This window comes from Nonomuraea sp. PA05 (assembly GCF_008086045.1).
In the GTDB taxonomy this organism is placed as follows: Bacteria; Actinomycetota; Actinomycetes; order Streptosporangiales; family Streptosporangiaceae; genus Nonomuraea; species Nonomuraea monospora.
In genome coordinates this window covers 36,271-53,117 of the sequence record NZ_VSEY01000013.1, presented here as the reverse complement: position 1 = coordinate 53,117, position 16,847 = coordinate 36,271, and the positions used below count along the sequence as shown (strand labels likewise).

The 16,847-nt window shown below is 73.4% G+C and carries 16 protein-coding genes; 8 read left to right on the top strand and 8 right to left on the bottom strand.

Annotation, left to right across the window (positions count from 1 at the left end; genetic code table 11):
* Nucleotides 1-64: 64 nt before the first annotated feature.
* The 5 genes from FXF51_RS21220 to FXF51_RS21200 are packed head-to-tail and all read right to left on the bottom strand — an operon-like array spanning nt 65 to nt 6,548.
* Nucleotides 65-1,471: an aldehyde dehydrogenase family protein gene (locus tag FXF51_RS21220; RefSeq protein WP_148436276.1), complete on the bottom strand. Its 1,407-nt coding sequence runs from the start codon at nt 1,469-1,471 to the stop codon at nt 65-67.
* A complete protein-coding gene (locus FXF51_RS21215; RefSeq protein WP_148436275.1) occupies nt 1,468-2,607 on the bottom strand; it encodes an FAD-dependent oxidoreductase in 1,140 nt (379 codons plus the stop codon). The genes FXF51_RS21220 and FXF51_RS21215 overlap by 4 nt, the downstream gene beginning before the upstream one ends.
* Nucleotides 2,608-2,632: 25 nt before the next feature.
* Nucleotides 2,633-4,012, bottom strand: a complete 1,380-nt coding sequence (locus tag FXF51_RS21210) for an aldehyde dehydrogenase family protein (RefSeq protein WP_148436274.1) — start codon at nt 4,010-4,012, stop codon at nt 2,633-2,635.
* Complete coding sequence (locus FXF51_RS21205) at nt 4,009-5,286, bottom strand: acyl-CoA dehydrogenase family protein (protein ID WP_148436273.1); 1,278 nt, start codon at nt 5,284-5,286, stop codon at nt 4,009-4,011. The genes FXF51_RS21210 and FXF51_RS21205 overlap by 4 nt, the downstream gene beginning before the upstream one ends.
* Before the next feature lie 20 nt (nt 5,287-5,306).
* Nucleotides 5,307-6,548 (bottom strand): flavin reductase, encoded by a 1,242-nt coding sequence (locus FXF51_RS21200; protein ID WP_187414483.1) that lies wholly within the window; start codon nt 6,546-6,548, stop codon nt 5,307-5,309.
* Between the two features lie 235 nt (nt 6,549-6,783).
* Between FXF51_RS21200 and FXF51_RS21195 the strand changes: the two genes are divergently transcribed.
* From FXF51_RS21195 to FXF51_RS21185, 3 genes are all read left to right on the top strand, one after another.
* Nucleotides 6,784-7,005, top strand: a complete 222-nt coding sequence (locus tag FXF51_RS21195; protein WP_148436271.1) for a hypothetical protein — start codon at nt 6,784-6,786, stop codon at nt 7,003-7,005.
* A 43-nt stretch (nt 7,006-7,048) separates the two neighbouring features.
* Nucleotides 7,049-7,270: a hypothetical protein gene (locus FXF51_RS21190; RefSeq protein ID WP_148436270.1), complete on the top strand. Its 222-nt coding sequence runs from the start codon at nt 7,049-7,051 to the stop codon at nt 7,268-7,270.
* 175 nt (nt 7,271-7,445) lie between these two features.
* On the top strand, nt 7,446-8,234 hold the full coding sequence (locus FXF51_RS21185) for an IclR family transcriptional regulator (RefSeq protein WP_262379708.1): 789 nt from the start codon (nt 7,446-7,448) through the stop codon (nt 8,232-8,234).
* A gap of 13 nt (nt 8,235-8,247) precedes the next feature.
* On the opposite strand, the gene FXF51_RS21180 is transcribed toward FXF51_RS21185, so the two are convergent.
* Nucleotides 8,248-8,955: a hypothetical protein gene (locus FXF51_RS21180; protein ID WP_148436269.1), complete on the bottom strand. Its 708-nt coding sequence runs from the start codon at nt 8,953-8,955 to the stop codon at nt 8,248-8,250.
* A 196-nt stretch (nt 8,956-9,151) separates the two neighbouring features.
* Between FXF51_RS21180 and FXF51_RS21175 the strand changes: the two genes are divergently transcribed.
* The 4 genes from FXF51_RS21175 (at nt 9,152) to FXF51_RS21160 (ending at nt 12,853) form a co-directional block, all read left to right on the top strand.
* Nucleotides 9,152-10,039: a phytanoyl-CoA dioxygenase family protein gene (locus FXF51_RS21175; RefSeq protein ID WP_148436268.1), complete on the top strand. Its 888-nt coding sequence runs from the start codon at nt 9,152-9,154 to the stop codon at nt 10,037-10,039.
* Between the two features lie 73 nt (nt 10,040-10,112).
* Nucleotides 10,113-11,270 (top strand): erythromycin esterase family protein, encoded by a 1,158-nt coding sequence (locus FXF51_RS21170; RefSeq protein ID WP_148436267.1) that lies wholly within the window; start codon nt 10,113-10,115, stop codon nt 11,268-11,270.
* A 31-nt stretch (nt 11,271-11,301) separates the two neighbouring features.
* A complete protein-coding gene (locus FXF51_RS21165) occupies nt 11,302-11,754 on the top strand; it encodes a MarR family winged helix-turn-helix transcriptional regulator (RefSeq protein ID WP_148436266.1) in 453 nt (150 codons plus the stop codon).
* Nucleotides 11,755-11,824: 70 nt separating this feature from the next.
* Nucleotides 11,825-12,853 carry an LLM class flavin-dependent oxidoreductase gene (locus FXF51_RS21160; RefSeq protein ID WP_148436265.1) on the top strand — a complete coding sequence of 343 codons (1,029 nt, stop codon included), beginning with the start codon at nt 11,825-11,827 and terminating at the stop codon, nt 12,851-12,853.
* Here the strand turns inward: FXF51_RS21160 and FXF51_RS21155 are convergent.
* Together FXF51_RS21155 and FXF51_RS21150 are read right to left on the bottom strand one after the other, a co-directional pair.
* Nucleotides 12,823-13,362 carry a TIGR00730 family Rossman fold protein gene (locus tag FXF51_RS21155; protein WP_148436264.1) on the bottom strand — a complete coding sequence of 180 codons (540 nt, stop codon included), beginning with the start codon at nt 13,360-13,362 and terminating at the stop codon, nt 12,823-12,825. The two genes, FXF51_RS21160 and FXF51_RS21155, sit on opposite strands and share 31 nt — an antisense overlap.
* 27 nt (nt 13,363-13,389) lie before the next feature.
* Nucleotides 13,390-15,279, bottom strand: a complete 1,890-nt coding sequence (locus FXF51_RS21150) for a S9 family peptidase (protein WP_148436263.1) — start codon at nt 15,277-15,279, stop codon at nt 13,390-13,392.
* 275 nt (nt 15,280-15,554) lie between these two features.
* On the opposite strand from FXF51_RS21150, the gene FXF51_RS21145 reads away from it, so the two are divergent.
* The gene (locus FXF51_RS21145; protein ID WP_222871393.1) at nt 15,555-16,844 is read left to right on the top strand and encodes a cytochrome P450; all 1,290 of its coding nucleotides are present in this window, start codon (nt 15,555-15,557) and stop codon (nt 16,842-16,844) included.
* Nucleotides 16,845-16,847: the final 3 nt, after the last annotated feature.

The window sequence follows — 16,847 nt, the reverse complement described above, 5'->3', positions numbered from 1 at the left end:
GGCCGCCGCCGGATGACACCCCGCGGCGACCGGCTCAGGCGCGCTCCGGCCTTCGCGGGGCGGCTCAGGCGCGATCCGGGTAGGCGGTGGCGGGCATTCCGGAACCCCCGGGCCGAAAGGCCGCCGGCGCATGCGTCACCGCCGTCTGCACGTACTCCAGCAGCCCCTCCTCCCCGTACTCACGCCCGTACCCGCTCCGCTTGACCCCGCCGAACGGAGCCCGCAGCGACATCCCGGTCCTGTTGTGCGTGTTGACGAAGACGAACCCCGCCTCCAGCCGCCCCGCCACGGCGAACGCCCGCTCCTCGTCCCCCGACCACACCGACGCGCCCAGCCCCAGCTCACTGGCGTTGGCCCGGCCCACGACCTCCTCCTCGCCGTCGTACACCAGCAGCGGCACGGCAGGCCCGAACTGCTCCGTGACCACCAGCGGATCGTCATCCGCCAGCCCGCCCACCAGCACCGGAGTCACGAAATATCCGGCGCTGAGGTCCCCGGTGGCCCGCCCCAGCGGCACCGCCACCCCCCGCCCCCAGGCCAGCTCCCGCACCCTGGCGGCGGCCTCACCGGAGATGACCGGCCCCATGGTGACGCCGGGCACGAGCGGGTCGCCCACCAGGAGGATCCGCTCGGCCGCCGCCACGTACGCCTCCGTGAACTCCCCGGCCCGCCGCCGCGGCACGTACAGCCGCTTGGCGGCCATGCACACCTGCCCGCTGGTCGCGAACGAGGCCATCACCAGCCGCTCGTAGTCGTCCGGCGTCAGCGCGAAGTCCGGCAGCAGCACGGCGGGATCGTTGCCGCCCAGCTCCAGCACCGACGGCGTCAGCATCGCACCGGCCGCCGCCGCGATCGCCCGGCCCGCCGCGTCACCGCCGGTGAAGGCCACCTTGCGGACGAGGGGATGGGTGACGAGCGCCTGCCCGGTCTCCGCGCCGCCGTGCACGACCTCGACGTGCGGCAGCGCCGCGGCGACCGCGCCGGCCGCCAGCGGGGCGAGCGGCGACGGCTTGACGACGGCCGTGTTCCCGGCCGCGAGCGCGGGGGCCAGCTTGGTCATGGTGAGGATCACGGGGGCGTTCCACGGGGTCACGCAGGCCACCACGCCGTACGGTCTGCGCCGCGTCACCAGCCGCCCCGCGCCGTCGTCGGTCACCCGCTCCGCCAGCACGTCCGGCGCCCGCTCGCACACCCACTCCAGGTACGCCAGCGCGAACCCGATCTCGCCCCTGCAGTCGGCCAGCGGCTTGCCCGACTCCCTGGCCAGCAGCACCGCCAGCTCCTCCGCCCGGCCCGCGATCGCCGCCGCGCAGCGCCGCAGCGCCGCGACCCTGCCGGCGATCGGATGCGCCGACCAGTCGCGGCGCGCGGCCTCGGCCCGCCTGACGGCCGCGTCCACCCCGGCGGGGCCGGTGATCGGCAGCACGCCCACCACCTCGGTGGTCCGCGCCGGGTTCTCCTTGGTGATCACGGCCGTAGCGACGAGATCAGGCAGGCGCGCAGCAGGTACGCCCGCGCCGCCGCCGGGTCGGCCGCCAGGGCGCGCAGCTCGTCGTGCCTGCCGGGGGAGCGCATCCTCGCCCAGTTGCCGTGGCTGATGGCCTGCACGTGCCCCAGCGCCACCTCCCGCCTCCGCCCGGCCACCGCCTCGACGGCCGCGCCGCCCACCACCTCGACGGCCCCGTTCACCAGCGAGGAGGCCATCAGGACCGCGTCGTGGATGCCGCTGTTCATGCCGAGCCCGCCGAGGGGATTGTTCACGTGCGCCGCGTCACCCGCCAGCAGCACCCGCCCGTCCATGAACCGCGCCGCCACCCGCTGGTGCACCCGGTAGAGCGAGGCGTGCGCCACCTCCCAGTCCCGGCCGGGGCCGGCGACCGCGCGCAGCCGTCCGGGAAGCCTGGCCAGCTCCTGCTCGTCGGCGGTGCCGTCCGGCGTGGGCAGCAGCACCCGCCAGTGGTCGGGGGTGCGCAGGAGGACGAGCCACTCGTCCGGGTCGAACACGTAGTTGATCGGCGCGAGGCCCGGCAGCATGGCCTCCAGGTCCTCGCGGACGGACGCGACCAGGAAACGCTCGGGATAGGTGAGGCCCTCGAAGGGGATGCCGAGACAGCGCCGCACGGCGGAGTGCGCGCCGTCGGCGCCGATCAGCCAGTCGCCCGTGAAGTGCCCGCCGCGCCCGGTCGTCACCCGCACCCCGTCCTCCTCGGCGGCGACCCGCGCGACCTCCTGCCCGAACAGCACCTCGCCGCCGAGCCGCTCGACGTGCTCGCGCAGGATCGGGGTGAGCTTGCTCTGCTCGCACTGCACGCGGAACGGGTACGGCGTGTCCCCGGCCAGCACCGCCAGGTCGAGCGTGGCGATGGGGCCGCCGCGGCGGTCGCGGTACTGGAAGGTGCGGGCGACCAGGCCGCGCGCCATCAGCTCGTCCAGGACGCCGAGCGAGGCCAGCATCTCCAGCGTCGGCGGGTGGAACGTGGACGCCCGCGACTCCGCCGCCAGCCCGTCCCCGGCCTCCAGCACGGTCACCGGCACCCCGCCCCGCGCCAGCGTCAGCGCCGCCGCCAGCCCCACGGGCCCGGCACCGGCCACCAGCACCCGCCTCACAGCCGCGCTCCGGCCGCTGGGCGCCTCATGGCGTCCGCTCCACTCCGACCACCCGGGCCCCCGTGAAGAACAGGACGCTCTCCGCCGTCCCCTCCTCACCCACCCCCGACAGCCCCCAGGCGGGCCGCGGTGTGAACAGGTGCAGGCTCATCACGCTGGCCCCGTTGACCTTCACCTCACCCGCCCTGACCTGCCGGGCGACCGCCAGCGCCCGCTCCTCGTCCCCGCCCGTCACATACCCCTCCAGCCCGTACGGGGTCGCGTTGGCCACCGCCACGGCCTCCTCCACGGTGTCGTACGGCACCACGGCGGCGACCGGTCCGAACACCTCCTCGGCCAGGTCGGCCCCGGTGATCAGCGTCGGCGCCAGGAAGTTCCCCTTGTCCGGCACCGTCCCGTAGGAGACCGCCCGCCCTCCCGCGCCGGCCACCGCCTCCCGCACCCGCCGCAGATGCCCGGAGTGCACGAGCGGCCCGAACTCCGTCTCCTCCGCCAGCGGATCCCCGGCCCGCAGGGCGGCCAGCCGTTCTCCGGTGGCCGCCACCAGCTCGCCGAGCCGTTCGCGCGGCACGACGAGCCGCCCCAGCGCGCGGCACCACTGCCCGTTGAGCGTGGTGAGCAGCCGGGCGGCGGCGTCGGCGGCGGCCCCGGTCTCCGCGTCCGGCATGACGATCAGCGGGTTGTTGCCGCCCAGTTCGAGCTGGGCGGGGCGCAGGCCGGCCGCGCACGCGGCGGCGACCGACCTGCCGCCCGCGAGGCCGCCGGTGAACGACACGGCGGCGATCCGCGGGTCCGCGGCGAGCCGCGCGCCGGTGCGCGGGCCGCCGTGGACGAGCTGGAAGACGCCGGGCGGCAGCACCTCGTGCAGCACCTCGGCCAGCAGTTGGGTGCCGTCGGGGGCGTACTCGCTGACCTTGACGATCACCGGGCAGCCCGCCGCGAGCGCGCTGGCGGCCTTGTGCGCGGCCATCGGCGCGGGCGCGTTCCACGGGACGAGGCAGAGCGCGGGCCCCCACGGCAGCCGGTGCACCTCCACCCCGTCCCTGACCGACAGCAGCAGCCCGGCCCGCACCTGCGCGGCGGCGAGCGCGAACGACCCGTGCACGATCATGCCAAGGCCGGCGGTCTGCCGGATGGGCACCCCGGTCGCGTACGACTCCAGGCGGGCGATCTCCGCCACCCGCCCGGCCAGCGCGTCCGCCGCCGCCTCCAGCAGCTCGGCCCGCCGCTCGGCCGCCGCCCACGGCAGCGGGACGCGCGCCGCCGCCGCGAGCGCCCGCTCGACCCGCTCCCCGGACGAGCCCAGCGCCCGCCCCCTGACCTCTCCCGTGGCGGGGTCCTCCAGGTCGAACCCGAGATCGTCCGGGCAGTCCGCCCACACCCCGTCCACCAGGTCGCGGATCATGGCCGGTCCGCCACGGCGAACAGCTCGTTCTCCTTGTCCTGGGTGACGAGCTGGGCGACCTCCAGCCGGCCGCGTTCGGCCGGGAAGGTCATCACCAGACCCATCGCCAGGTCGCGAAGCGCCCGCCCGACGACGCCGCCCATCATCGCCCCCGACGTGCCCGACGCCTTGAACGCGGTCAGCGCCACCTGGAAGCAGCACTCCGTCACCGACCCCTTGCCCAGGCGCCACTGCCGGAACACCTCCGCCTTCGGGCGCAGCGGCGGCTCGGACGTCTCCAGCAGCAGTTGCCTGCGCAACCACAGGAAGGCGGTCTCCAACTGGACGGTCATCTCGCCGATGAGCTGCTGGTGCACGGGGGAGGAGGCGATCGGCCGCCCGGTGTCGGCGAACGTCTTCCCGGTGAGCTGCTCGATCACGACGTCGTAGACGTTCTGCGCGCAGCCGGTGTAGACGGCCGCGATGGCGAGCTGGTTGCCGACGAAGCTGCCGCGGCTCATCCTCAACATCCGGGTGAACGCGCCAGGGATCGTGAGGGCCTCGTCGGCGGGCACGAACACCTCGTCCAGCCGGATGCCGTTGTTCGCGGTGGCGCGCATGCCGAGCCCGTCCCAGGGCGCCCGGACGGAGACGCCGGGGGCGTCACGCGGCACGAAGAACGTCACCAGGCCGTCGGCGGTCTCGTGCCCCTCCAGCTTGGCCGTGGTGAGGTAGTAGTCGGCCACCCCGGTCGCGCAGCCGAACGACTTCTCGCCGTCCAGGATCCAGCCTCCCTCCGTACGGCGGGCGGTGGTGGCGATCGTGATGTTGGCGCCGGAGCTCTTGACCGACTCGGAGGCGAAGTTCGCCAGCCACGCGCCGGAGGCCATCCTGGTCAGCAGCTTCTCGGCGAAGGCCCGCACGACCGGGACCTCCTCGCCGGTGAACAGGCCCGCCTCGATCGCCTCCAGCGGCAGCAGGCCGCGCGAGGCGCTGGTGTTGTGGAAGAAGTACGCCAGCGCGGTCGAGGGGCAGGCGGTGCCCATCGCGTACGTGGCCGCCGCCAGGTCGCGCAGCGTCCCGCCGAGCCCGCCGTACTCCCGCGGCACCACCAGCCCGAGCAGCCCGGCCTCCCGCAGCAGCGCCACGTGCTCGATCGGGAAGCGGGCCTGTTCGTCGGCCTTGGCGGCGGCGGCGCGCAGCGCGGGCAGCACCGACTCCACGCGCTGCGCCCTGTCGCGCTCGGCCCCGGTCATGTCGTCGACGAGCCGTTCGCCCGTCAGCGTGTCGGTCACGTTCGCCCCTTCGCAGTGCGTCAGTGTGCTTGGTCCGCGAATCGATAGGTCCGTCCCGGCAGCACCGAGCCCCAGGAGCGCTCCAGCTCCGCCGCGCCCGCGACCAGCGCGGCCCGGTCCGCGGTGCTGGTCACCTCCAGTTCCCCGGCCAGGAACAGGACGTCCTCGGCGGGCAGCGCGCCGTCCACGCCGCCCAGCGTGGTGTCGAACCGCCACACCCCGCTCTTCATCGCCACCAGCGCGTTCACCAGGCCGATGCCGTGCCGCTCCCTGAGCGCCACCCTGAGCGCGGCGCCTCCCGCGACGGTGGCCGCCTCTTGCAGGAGCTTGCGCAGCCGGAGGGGCGTGGCGGGCGACCTGCCCTCCTCCAGGGCGATCTCGTCGCAGCCCAGCGCGGCCAGGCGGGCGACCTCCGCCACGACGCGCCGCTCGCCGCCGGTGGCGAACGCGTCGGGCAACCGCGCCACCACCGTCAACCCGGCCTCCCGCGCCGCCCCCACCAGCGCCCCGGTCCCGGCTCCGGTGTCGCTGGCGCGGAACTCCACCGCCCCCGCCCCGGCCGCCACCACATCCGCGACCTGCCCCGGCCGGACGACCAGCCCGGACGCGGTCGCGAGGTCGAGATCCCCGGCCCGGAGCGCGTCACCGTACCCGTCGAAGACCCGCACCCGCACCCCGGCACACCGCGACCCCCGCGCCAGCGCCGCCACCCGCACCTCGGGAAACCCCCGGGCCCGCAGCACGGCGACCAGCCCGGTGTCGGCGACCGAGATCCGCTCCGGCAGCGGATCGGCGAGCTGACTCCAGGCTCGCGAATGGAACAGCACGGGCGGCACCTGCCGCGGCGTCGCGGCGGCGAGCACCGTCCCGACGAAGATCGTGTGGTCCCCTCCCGGGTACGCGTGCGCCACCCGGCAGTCCAGCCACCCCACGGCGTCGGCCAGCACGGGCGACCCCGTCCGCCCCGTCTGCCAGGCGGCCCCGGAGAACCGGTCGGCGTCCGGCCCCGCGAACCTGCTGCCGAGCACCGCCTGGTCCTTGCCGAGGATGCTCACCGCGAACGCGCCGTGCCCGCTCACGAGGTCGTGGGTGCGGGTGCCGCGCGCGAGGCAGACGAGCACCATCGGCGGGTCGAGGCTCACGCTGGAGAAGGCGCTGGCCGTCATCCCGTGCCAATGGCCCCCGCTCCCGGTGGTCACGATCACCACGCCGCTCGGCCACTGCGCCATGACCGCGCGGAAGGCCTCGCCGTCAGTCGCCACTGCTCCTCGCTGTTTCAACATGGGAAACGCTGTAACGCTGAAGGTAACGAGTTGGCTCTTGGGTGTCAATGTGACGCGGTCTCCGTACCGTGGGCCTCTGGTTCGGCGTCATGAGAGAACAGTCACCAATAGTAAGAGATTGATTACTTACCGTTGGCATCCCGGGAGGCCGCGGGGACCCTGCAACCACGGGACGCCTCACACCAGAGGCATCCAGCACGGTCGGGAGGACCCCTTGACACGCCATGCCCGCAAACTCGCCGCCGTCCTGGCCACCAGTGCGGCCCTGGCCGCACTCGCGCCGGGCTTCACCGGCACCGCTCACGCTGAGCAGGGCTGCTACTGGAGCTGGTTCAACCGCACCTACTACCAGCACGGGGAAGGCGCCTGGGACTGGAGCGGAACCAACTATTTCACCTGTCACGACGGCAACTGGGTGCAGACGGGCCACCGGTAGATCAGTGGCACGCACGATCATCGCTCGTCCGGAAAGGACCCCCATGCAGCACAGCAAGCGCCTGTTCGCCATCGCCTCCCTGACGGTGGCGGGCCTCTGCTCCGCCGTGTGCTTCACCGCGCCCGCGGCGAACGCCGTCGTCGATCCGATCGTCATCGCCGAGTGCCTCACCACGCACACCATCAACTCCACGCCCGCCGTTGATCCAACGGCTCCGTCGTTCCTCGCCGAGGTTCCCCTCGCCGGTTGCGTCGGCGTCAGCTGAGCGCCCCGTCGCCACCCGCACCCGCACCCGCACGCCGGCGGGCTGTTGCGCGCGCTCGTCGGAGCGGTGCGAGCCGGCCGGGCGGCCGCTGACCGCGAAGGCGGTCGGCGGCCTGCCGCGGTGGACCGGCGGATCATGTGGCTTCGACCCGGGCTCACGGAAATACACTGGGCGGGTGAGCGCTCAAGCCGAGACCGAGAGCCAGAGCAGGTCCATCGCGTCGGTGGAGCGGGCGATGGACGTCCTGCTGCTGTTCGGCCGCAGCAGCCGCCCCGACCTGGGCGTCACCGAGATCGCCACCGAGCTCGACCTGACCAAGGCGGCCGTGCACCGCATCCTGACGGCCCTGCGCAGCCGCGAGCTCATCGCGCTCGACCCCGTCACCAGGCGCTACTCCCTCGGGCACGCCGCCATCGCGCTCGGCCGCGCCTACATGGCCCGCACCGACCTGCGCGCCATGGCCGGCCCCGAGCTGCGCCGCCTGTCGCAGCAGACGGCCGAGACGGTCACCCTGTCCGTACGGCGCGGCGACACCCGCCTGTACGTCGACCAGGCCGTGCCCGCCCAGGAGCTGCGCATGGAGGTCTCGCTCGGCATCCCCTACCCGCTGCACGCGGGCAGCTCCTCCAAGGCGATCCTCGCCTTCCTCCGGCCGGAGGAGGTGGAGGCGTACCTGGTCAGGCACCAGCTCGACGCCCTCACCCCGAAGACCATCACCGAGCCCGACAAGCTGCGCGCCGAGCTCGCCACCGTCCGGCGCCGGGGGTACGCCACCTCGCTCGGTGAGCGTCAGGAGGGCGCCGCCTCCGTCGCCGCGCCGATCTTCGACCACGACGGGCTGGTGATCGCGGCCGTGAGCGTCGCGGGCCCGGCCACCCGCTTCAAGCCGCACTTGCAGGAGGCGGCGCAGCCGCTGCTGGAGACGGCGGCCCGCCTGTCGGCCCGGCTCGGCTACCACGGCTGAGCCCGCGCGCCTGTCACAAGGTGGCGCCCGGTTTCAGCACCCCCAGCACGGCGGCCCCCAGCACTCCGGCCCAGATCGTCCACACATACGGCAGGCAGCCGTCCACGGAGCCGCGCAACGCGCGTTCCACCTCGGGCGTCGACCCTGACGCGCTCAACGCCGCGAACGCGGGCCCGAACGCGCGCAGCTTGAGCCGGATCCCCAGCCCGGCGGCGATGGTCAGCGCGTACAGCAACAGCTTGGCCCCCAGCCACCGGGGGTTGGTCTCCACCCCGAACGGCCGCGAGGCGACCAGCGTGTAGACGGCGGAGCAGGCGATCACGGCGACGAGCCCCAGCCGGATCGCCCAGTCGGCCCGCCGTACCGCCGGGAACCGCCCGTGCGTCCGGTGATCGGCCACCGTCAGCGCCAGCCACCCCAGCGCGAGCACCCACACCAGCACCACCGACCAGAGCGGGAACAAGCGCACTCCGAACAGCTCGGCCCCGTGCGGCTCCAGCGCCATCAGCGTGACCCCGCTGGGCAGGAAGAGCACCAGGCAGATCTTCGGCCCGAGGTCGAGGCCGCTCATGATCCGTAACGCGGTGGCCCGCGCCTGGGGGGTGGACGCCGGGTCGAGGACGAACCTGCTGGAGTAGAACACGCCCAGGTCGCCGCCCAGCCAGAAGACGAACAGCACCAGGTGCAGGACGATCCACCAGCCGTGCGGATGAGGTCCCATGAACGTCCCTTCCCTGCGCCGGGCAATGGAAACGAAGTTACACGATACGAAACGCAGCGAGCTAGGCGGCGTCCGGCGCAAAACGCGATGCCGCCGCGCTCACGCCCGCGCTAGCCTGAGGTGACGACGGCACCCGCCCCTGGCGCGCCATCCAAGCGCTTCAGCTCGGGGCAGGCACCATGCCAGGCGCCTCACCTTGGAGCGCGCCGTCCGGGGCGTGCTCACCGGCCCGCCCGCGACCGACCGTCGAGTCGGCGTGGGCCGCCGCGCGCCCGCGCCGCGCCCGGGGGTCACGACCCGAGAGGCGATCCGCCCCATGGACGTCAACGCTCCACGCAAGCACGACGACGAGCACGGCCACGCTCTTCGCACGCACTACGACGAACACGGTTACGCCCGCCTCGATCGCGCCTTCCCCGCGACGGCGGCGGCCGAGATGGCCGGGGCGGTGTGGTCGGCCCTGGCCCGCAAGCACGGCATCGACCCCAAACGGCCAAGCACCTGGACCCCGGCGCAACCCGGCGGGCTCGGCCGGTTGAGCAAGGTCGGCGTGTTCGACCGGCTGGGCTCGCCCGCCGTCGTGGCCGCGATCGGCGCGTTGCTGGGCCGCCAGGACTGGCCCCGGCCCGGCAACTGGGGCGGCCCGCTGGTCACGTTCCCGACGCCGGGGCCGTGGGAGGTGCCGACCGGAGGCTGGCACCTCGACTTCCCCGCGCGGGGCGCGAACGGGGTCGGCCTGCTGCTGAAGTGGCTCGGCTACCTCGCGCCCGTCGGCAGGGGAGGGGGCGGCACGGTGGTGCTGTCCGGTTCGCACCGGCTGGTCGCGCGGTTCCTGCGGGAGGCGGGCGAGGCCGAGCCGGGACGCTCGCCCGCCGTGCGCGACGCGGTGTTCGGCATGGATCCCCGGCTGCGGGACCTCCGCGGGCGTCCGGAGGTGACGGTGTCGGGGATTCCGGTGCGGGTCGTGGAGCTGACGGGGGAGCCGGGGGACGTGGTCTTCCTGCACCCCCACCTCCTGCACGCGCCCGCTCCGAACCGCTCCGGCTCCGCCCGCCTCATGGTGACGGGAGGTCTGCTCGTTTGAGACTTCTCCATCCACCACCAGGCAGCTCGCCGCCGAAGTCTCAATCGACGTTTCAGCGATACGATTTACACACATGAGTCAGGACATCAGCGACTTCATCACCCCGTCATGCGACCTGCTGGCGGTCGGCGAGCCCACCCACACGGTGCCCGCCTTCGGGCGGGTCCGCAACGAGCTGTTCGCCCGGCTGGCCGAGCGCGGCTTCCGGTCGATCGCCCTGGAGATCGACCGCGTGGCCGCGCTCACCGCCGACGACTACGTACGGGAGGGCGTCGGCGACCTCGACACCGCGCTGAACGAGGGCTTCTCCCACGGCTGGGGCGCCAAGGAGGCCAACAGGGAGCTTCTCACCTGGATGCGCGAGCACAACGAGAGCCGGCCGCCGGAGCAGCGGCTGGCCCTGCACGGCTTCGACGCGTCCACGGAGAACTTCAACGCGCCAAGCCCGCGGCGCTACCTCGAACACGCCCGCGACTACCTGGGGCTCGACCTCGACATCGCCGGCGTCGCGGGCGACGACGAACGGTGGAGCCGTACCGAGGCGATCATGGACCCGGCCATGTCGCCCGGTGACAGCGCCGAGGCCGGGCGCCTGCGCGCCATCGCCGGCGACCTGCTCGCCGCCCTGCACGCCCGCGAGCCGCAAGCGACCGCACGCGCCGCATGGCTCAGGGCCAGGACGCACCTCACCGCCGGCCTGGGCCTGCTCCGCTACCACAAGCAGGCCGCGGTCCCGCTCGAACGGAACGAGCGGATCACCCGCCTGTCGGCCACCCGCGACGCGCTCATGGCCCAGAACCTCCTCGACATCCGCACCATCGAGGCCGGGCGCGGCCCGACCCTGGTCCACGCGCACAACGCACACCTGCAGAAGTCCGTCACCACGATGAGCGCAGCCGACCTGGACCTCCGCTGGATCGGCGCGGGCGCCCTGGTGGGGCACCTGCTGGGCGACCGGTACGCCTTCGTCGCCGGCAGCCTCGGCCGGAGCGAGCCCATCGGCGTCGCGGAGCCCGAGCCGGACACGTTCGAGGGGCTGCTGCAGTCGCGCGTCACCACCTGGGGGCTCACCCCGGCCGACCTGCCCGGCGCCGCCCGCGTCCGCACCGGCACCGGGCCGCAGCAGTACGGCTACTTCCCGCTCGACGCCTCGGCCCTCGACGGCGCGGACGCCGTCCTGCACATCGCCGACAGCGCCCTCGTCCACCCCGAACCCACGGCTCAGCGTTAGTTCGCGCCGCGAATTTTGCTATTCTTGGGCGGTGAATGAGCAAGTCGAGGGCCCGATCGGCGCGGTGGTCGGGCTGGTGCGGTCCACGTTCCTGGTGAACGCCGTGTACGAGGCCTCCGCCCGCGAGTTCGGGCTGACCCAGCAGCAGGGCCAGTTGTTGTGCGTCCTGATGGCGCAGTCGTACGGCATGGGCGAGCTGGGTGCGGTGCTGGGCCTGGCCAAGTCGAGCCTGACCGGTCTGGTGGACCGCACCGAGCGCAACGGCCTGGTGGAGCGGACCCCTGACCCGCACGACTCCCGCGCGGTGCGGGTGGGGCTGACGCGGCGGGGCGCCAAGCTGGCCGATGAGTTCTACGCGCAGACGTGCCGCCGGGTCGATGGGCTGATCTCGGGGTTCGCCCAGGACGAGCGCGAGGCGCTGGCCGGTCTGCTCGGCCGCGTGGTGGCGGACAATCAGGTGCCCATGGTCTTCGTGGAACGCTGAGGTTGCAGTTCGTGTCACGAACTAATATGGTTCGTGACACGAACTGCGACCTTTTTTGAAAGGCGGAGAAATGTCCGCACCTGATGTCGTCTTCGGATTCGGCACGCATCCCGGGCTCGACGACATACCCGAGTTGTCGCGTCTCACCCAGCAGGCCGACCGTGACGGGCTGGACCTGTTCACCCTGGCCGACCACCCCTACATCGGCGGGCGCCTGGACGCCTACGCCGCGCTCGGCTTCGTCCTCGGGCGGACGAGCCGCCTGGCCGGTCTCGTCAACGTGACCAACCTGCCGACCCGGCCGCCCGCCATGCTGGCCAGGACCGTGACCTCCTTGTCGGCCCTGTCGCAGGGCCGGGTCGTGCTCGGCATGGGCGCCGGCGGGCTGTGGGACCGCATCGCCGACATGGGCGTGCCGAAGCTGGCCCCCGGTGACGCCGTTGACGCCTTCGAGGAGGCGATCGTCCTGGTCAAGCTGCTGTCCGGCGGTGGCCCTCCGGTGACGTTCGAGGGCGTCCACTACCAGGTGCGCCAGATCGAGCCCGCGCCCGTCGCCGCGCCGCCCGTGTGGACCGGCTCTGTCGGGCCCAAGTCCCTGGCCGCCACCGGCCGGGTGGCCGACGGCTGGATCCCGGGGCACGCGGCCGACTGGCTCAGCGCGCGCTACCGGGCGTCCCGGCCCGTCATCGACGAGGCGGCGGCGTCGGCGGGGCGCGATCCGCGCGAGATCCGCACCGTCTTCAACCTGCCCGGGCGGATCACCGACCGGCCGCTGCCCGCCACCCGCGACGGTGACGGGCGGTGGGTCGGCGGCTCCGCCGGACAGTGGGTCGAGGAGCTGACCTCGGCGGTGCTGGAGCACGGCGCTTCGGGCTTCACGCTCTTCGCCGCCGGGCACGGCGCCGTGGACGCCACCACGCTGGCCCGCTGGGGCCAGGAGATCGCCCCCGCCGTCCGCGAGGCCGTCGCGCGCGGGGGAGGCGAGGCGGCGGCGCCCGCCGTCCGCGAGGCCGTCGCGCCTGGAGTGCCCGGGGCATCCGCGGACAGCCAGGCCGTCGCGGAGGACGCTCAGCGCATGCCGAGCGACTCCTCCAGATAGGCCATCGCCCCCACCGGCTCCTCAGCGAAGAACACCAGGTCGGTAAGGGGACGAGGCAGGAACCCTTCGTCCTCCATCCGCCGGAACTGCTCCTTGAGCCCGTCGTAGAACCCCGCCGTGTTCAGCAGCACCACGGGCTTGTCCGTCCGCCCGTGCTTCTTCAGCTCCAGGATCTCGGTGGCCTCGTCGAGCGTGCCCGTGCCGCCCACCATGATGACCACCGCGTCCGCCTTCTCCAGCAGGAGTCTCTTGCGCTCGGCGAGGTCCGCCGCGACGACCATGTCGTCCACGCCACGGCGCGCCTTGTGGACCAGGAAGTCGACCGAGACGCCCATCAGCCGCCCGCCGGCCGCGTGCACCCCGTCGGCCACCACCTTCATCAGGCCCACGTCGGAGCCTCCCCAGACCAGCGTGTGCCCGCCCTTGCCGATCAGCTCGGCGAACTCGCGGGCGGGACGGGTGTAGGTCTCGGACAGGTCGGCGGCCGACAGGAAGACGCAGATGTTCATGAGACCACCGTAAGGGGCGGGACGGGGTCAGAGGTGGCGGCCCCACCAGTCGAGGATGGCCTCGAAGCGGGCGACCCGATGGCTGGGCAGCCCCGAGCGGGACAGCTCGTGGCCTTCCCCGGGGAACAGCAGCATCTCGGTCTCCACCCCGCGTAGCCGGAGCTTGACGAACAGCCGCTGCGCCTGCTCCACCGGGCACCGCCAGTCGTGCTCCGAGTGAATGATCATGAACGGGATCTCGATCTTGTCGGCGTGCGTGAGCGGGGCCTGCTCCACCCAGCTCGCCGGGTCCTCGCCGTACAGGTCGCGGGTGAACGACCAGCCGATGTCGCTGCTGCCGTGGAAGCTGTCGATCGCGTTCAGCGCGCGCTCGCTGATCGCCGCCCTGAACCGCTCGCCGTGGTGAGCGGCCAGCCAGGTGGTCATGAAGCCGCCGTGCGAGCCGCCCAGCACACCGGCGCGGGAGGCGTCCAGGCCGCCGGTGGCCAAGGCGGCGTCCAGCAGCGTCAGCAGGTCCACGGCCGACAGGCGGCCGACGTCGCCGAGGATGTGCCGGCCGTGCGCCTGGCCGTAGCCGGACGAGCCGCGCGGGTTGCCCATCACGACCGCGTACCCGGCCGAGGCGTAGACCTGCGCCTCGTCGAAGACGTGCCAGCCGTACTGCGTGAAGGGGCCGCCGTGGATCATGAGCAGCACCGGGTGCGGGCCCGCGCCCGCCGGGCGGACGATCCAGCCGTGCACCGGGTAGCCGTCGGGGGCCGTGCCGGTGACCTCCTCGATGGGCAGCACGTCCAGGTCGCGGCCGAAGGAGGTGAGGGTGGTCTCGCCCTCCTCACGCAGCGCGACCAGCTCGCCGGGCGTGCGGGTGTCGGCGACGGTCGCGACGGTGACGCCCGCCGCGTGCGCGACGGCGGTGACCTCGCGCGGGCCGTCGATCAGGACATCCGGCTCCGTGCCCGCGTACGGCACCCGCAGCAGGTCCTTGGCGCCCCGGTTCTCCACGGTGACGAGCACGCCGCCGGCCGTGGGGACGTAGGAACTCTCGGCGACGTGGAAGCGCTCCTCGTCAGTGAGGCGGCGAGCCGCGCCCCCGCCGAGCGGCGCCAGCCAGAGGCCCAGGTTCCTGCAGACCAGCCTGCGGCCGTCGGACCCGGCGTCGGCGCCGAGGAAGCACACGGCGTCGCCGTCAGGGGTGAAGCGCGGCGCGGCCACGGCCAGGTCGGTGGCGGTCACCCGGCGCAGCTCCGAGCCGTCGGGGGCGCACACCCACACGTCGCCGGTGAGCGTGCTGTCGCGCTCGTCGTGGCGGGCGGCCACGAACGCCAGCAGCGAGCCGTCCGGGCTCCAGGTCACCTCGCCGTGGTCGAAGTCTCCCTCGGTCACCCGGGTGGGGGAGGGGTCGTCGGCGAACGGGTCGACGACGAAGACGTGCGCCCGCCGGTCGATGAAGAAGCCCAGGTTGTCGCGCCGGAACTGGAAGCCGGTGATGCGGCGCGGCCGTTCCTTGCCGGGCTCGCCGTCGCCGTACCTGCCCTCCTCGGGCACGCGCGCGACGAACGCCAGCCGCCGCGAGTCGGGGCTCCACGCCGGGGAGCCGGCGCCGAGCGGCTGGCCGGTCACCTTGCGCGGCTCGCCGCCGCCGGTCGGCATCACGTAGAGCTGCGGCTTGGCGCCGTCGCCGCCCCGGACGAAGGCCAGCCACGCGCCGTCGGGCGAGTAGGCGGGGTCGGCGTCGTTCGGGCCTCCCGTCAGGCGGCGAGGCTCGGCGGAACCGTCCGACGGAACCAGCCACAGGCCCCCGCGGTACTCGTCGGCGTCGAGATCGGGCCTGGTGACGGCGACGATCGCATGCTTCCCGTCGGGCGAGATCGTCGGCGTGCCGAGAGCATGCAAGAGGGGGATTTCCTCAGGTTTCATGCGCTCGACCCTAGCCGGAGCGGTACGGCGCCGCCGAGATCGCGCGGGCTTTGGTTACAATTCGTGGTGCTGCACACCTTCTGCGTGAAACAGCCGTAAGCTCCCAGAGCGTGTCACTCGTTCATGATCTGTGACGAGGTGACGGCGGAGCAGCGAGCAGAGAGGTAGTTCAGCACGTGACCCAAGGCCCGTGGCCCCAGCAGCCCCCCGCCTCCCCGGCACCGGCGTCCGCCGAGCCACTGCTGACTAGGGACTACGACGCGAACCCCGCGCAGGTGCACGAGAGACTGCGCAAGATCTACGGGCCGGTCGCGCCGGTCGACCTCCTCGGGGTGCCGGTCTGGTTCGTCCTGGGGTACGAGGAGGTGCTCCGCGTCCTGCAGAACTCAGGGGGCGTCTGGAGCAAGCGCCTGGACCGGTGGAAGGCCCACGCGACGGGCCGCATCCCGGCCGACTGGCCGCTGCACCCCGTCTTCCAGGTCAACAACTCCACGTTCCAGGAAGGCGCCGTCCAGCACGAGCTGCGCAACGCCTGGACCGCCGCGCTGGCCCCGTTCCAGAACCACGGCCACCCTCAGGCGCAGCGACTGGAGCAGGCCGTCGCGCAGTACGCCGACGACCTCATCGGCGTGCTTGCCGAAGGCGGCACCACGGGGGTGGCCGACCTGGCCGCCCAGTACGCGCGCCCGCTCCCGCTCATGGTCGCCAACCGCATGCTCGGCTTCCCCGCCGCCCGTGGCGAGGACGTCGTCATGGACATCTGGCGCATGATCGACGCCGGCCCGGACGCCGCCGCGGCCTTCGAGCGCCTCTACGCCGCCATGACCGAGCTGGGCGAGGCCAAGCGCCGGACGCCCGGCGACGACCTGCCGTCCCACATGATCAACGCCAAGCCGGACATCACCCAGGACGAGCTGGCCCGCGAGCTGCTCATGCTGCCCGGCCTGCTCGACTTCACCGCCAGCCTGGTCTGCAACGTGGTCGTCGAGGTCGCCGCCAACCCCGACGTGCGCGAGAGCGTGTCGGTGGGGGCCATCGACGAGACGGTCAACAGGGTCGCCCTGCTCAACCCGCCGATGGCCAACCTCACCTTCAGGTACGCGCTGACGGACGTGAAGCTCGGCAACTACACCATCGCCGCGGGCGACCCCGTGATGCTCTCCGTCGCCGCCGCCCACCAGGACCCGCGCTTCGCCGGCGCGATCGACTGGCACGCCATCCGCACCACCCGGGCGCACCTCGCGTGGGGCGCGGGGCCGCACAACTGCCTCGGGCAGCTCCTGGCGACCCGGATCACCGTCATCGCCGTGCACCGGCTGTTCAAGCGGCTGGCCAAGGTGAAGCTGGCGCTCCCGGCCGACCAGCTCCCGTGGCGGCCCTCGCCGTTCATGCGGGCGCTGCGGTCGCTGCCCGTCCAGTACGAGCTGGCCCAGGGGCCGGCACCGGTGCGGAGCGGCGGCGCCGAGCCGCCCGCCCCGCAGGCGCCTGTCGCGGACGAGGCCGCGGGAAAGCCGGCCCGATCCCCGCTCTGGTCCTTCCTGCGGGGGTTGCGCCGCCAACGATGAGCT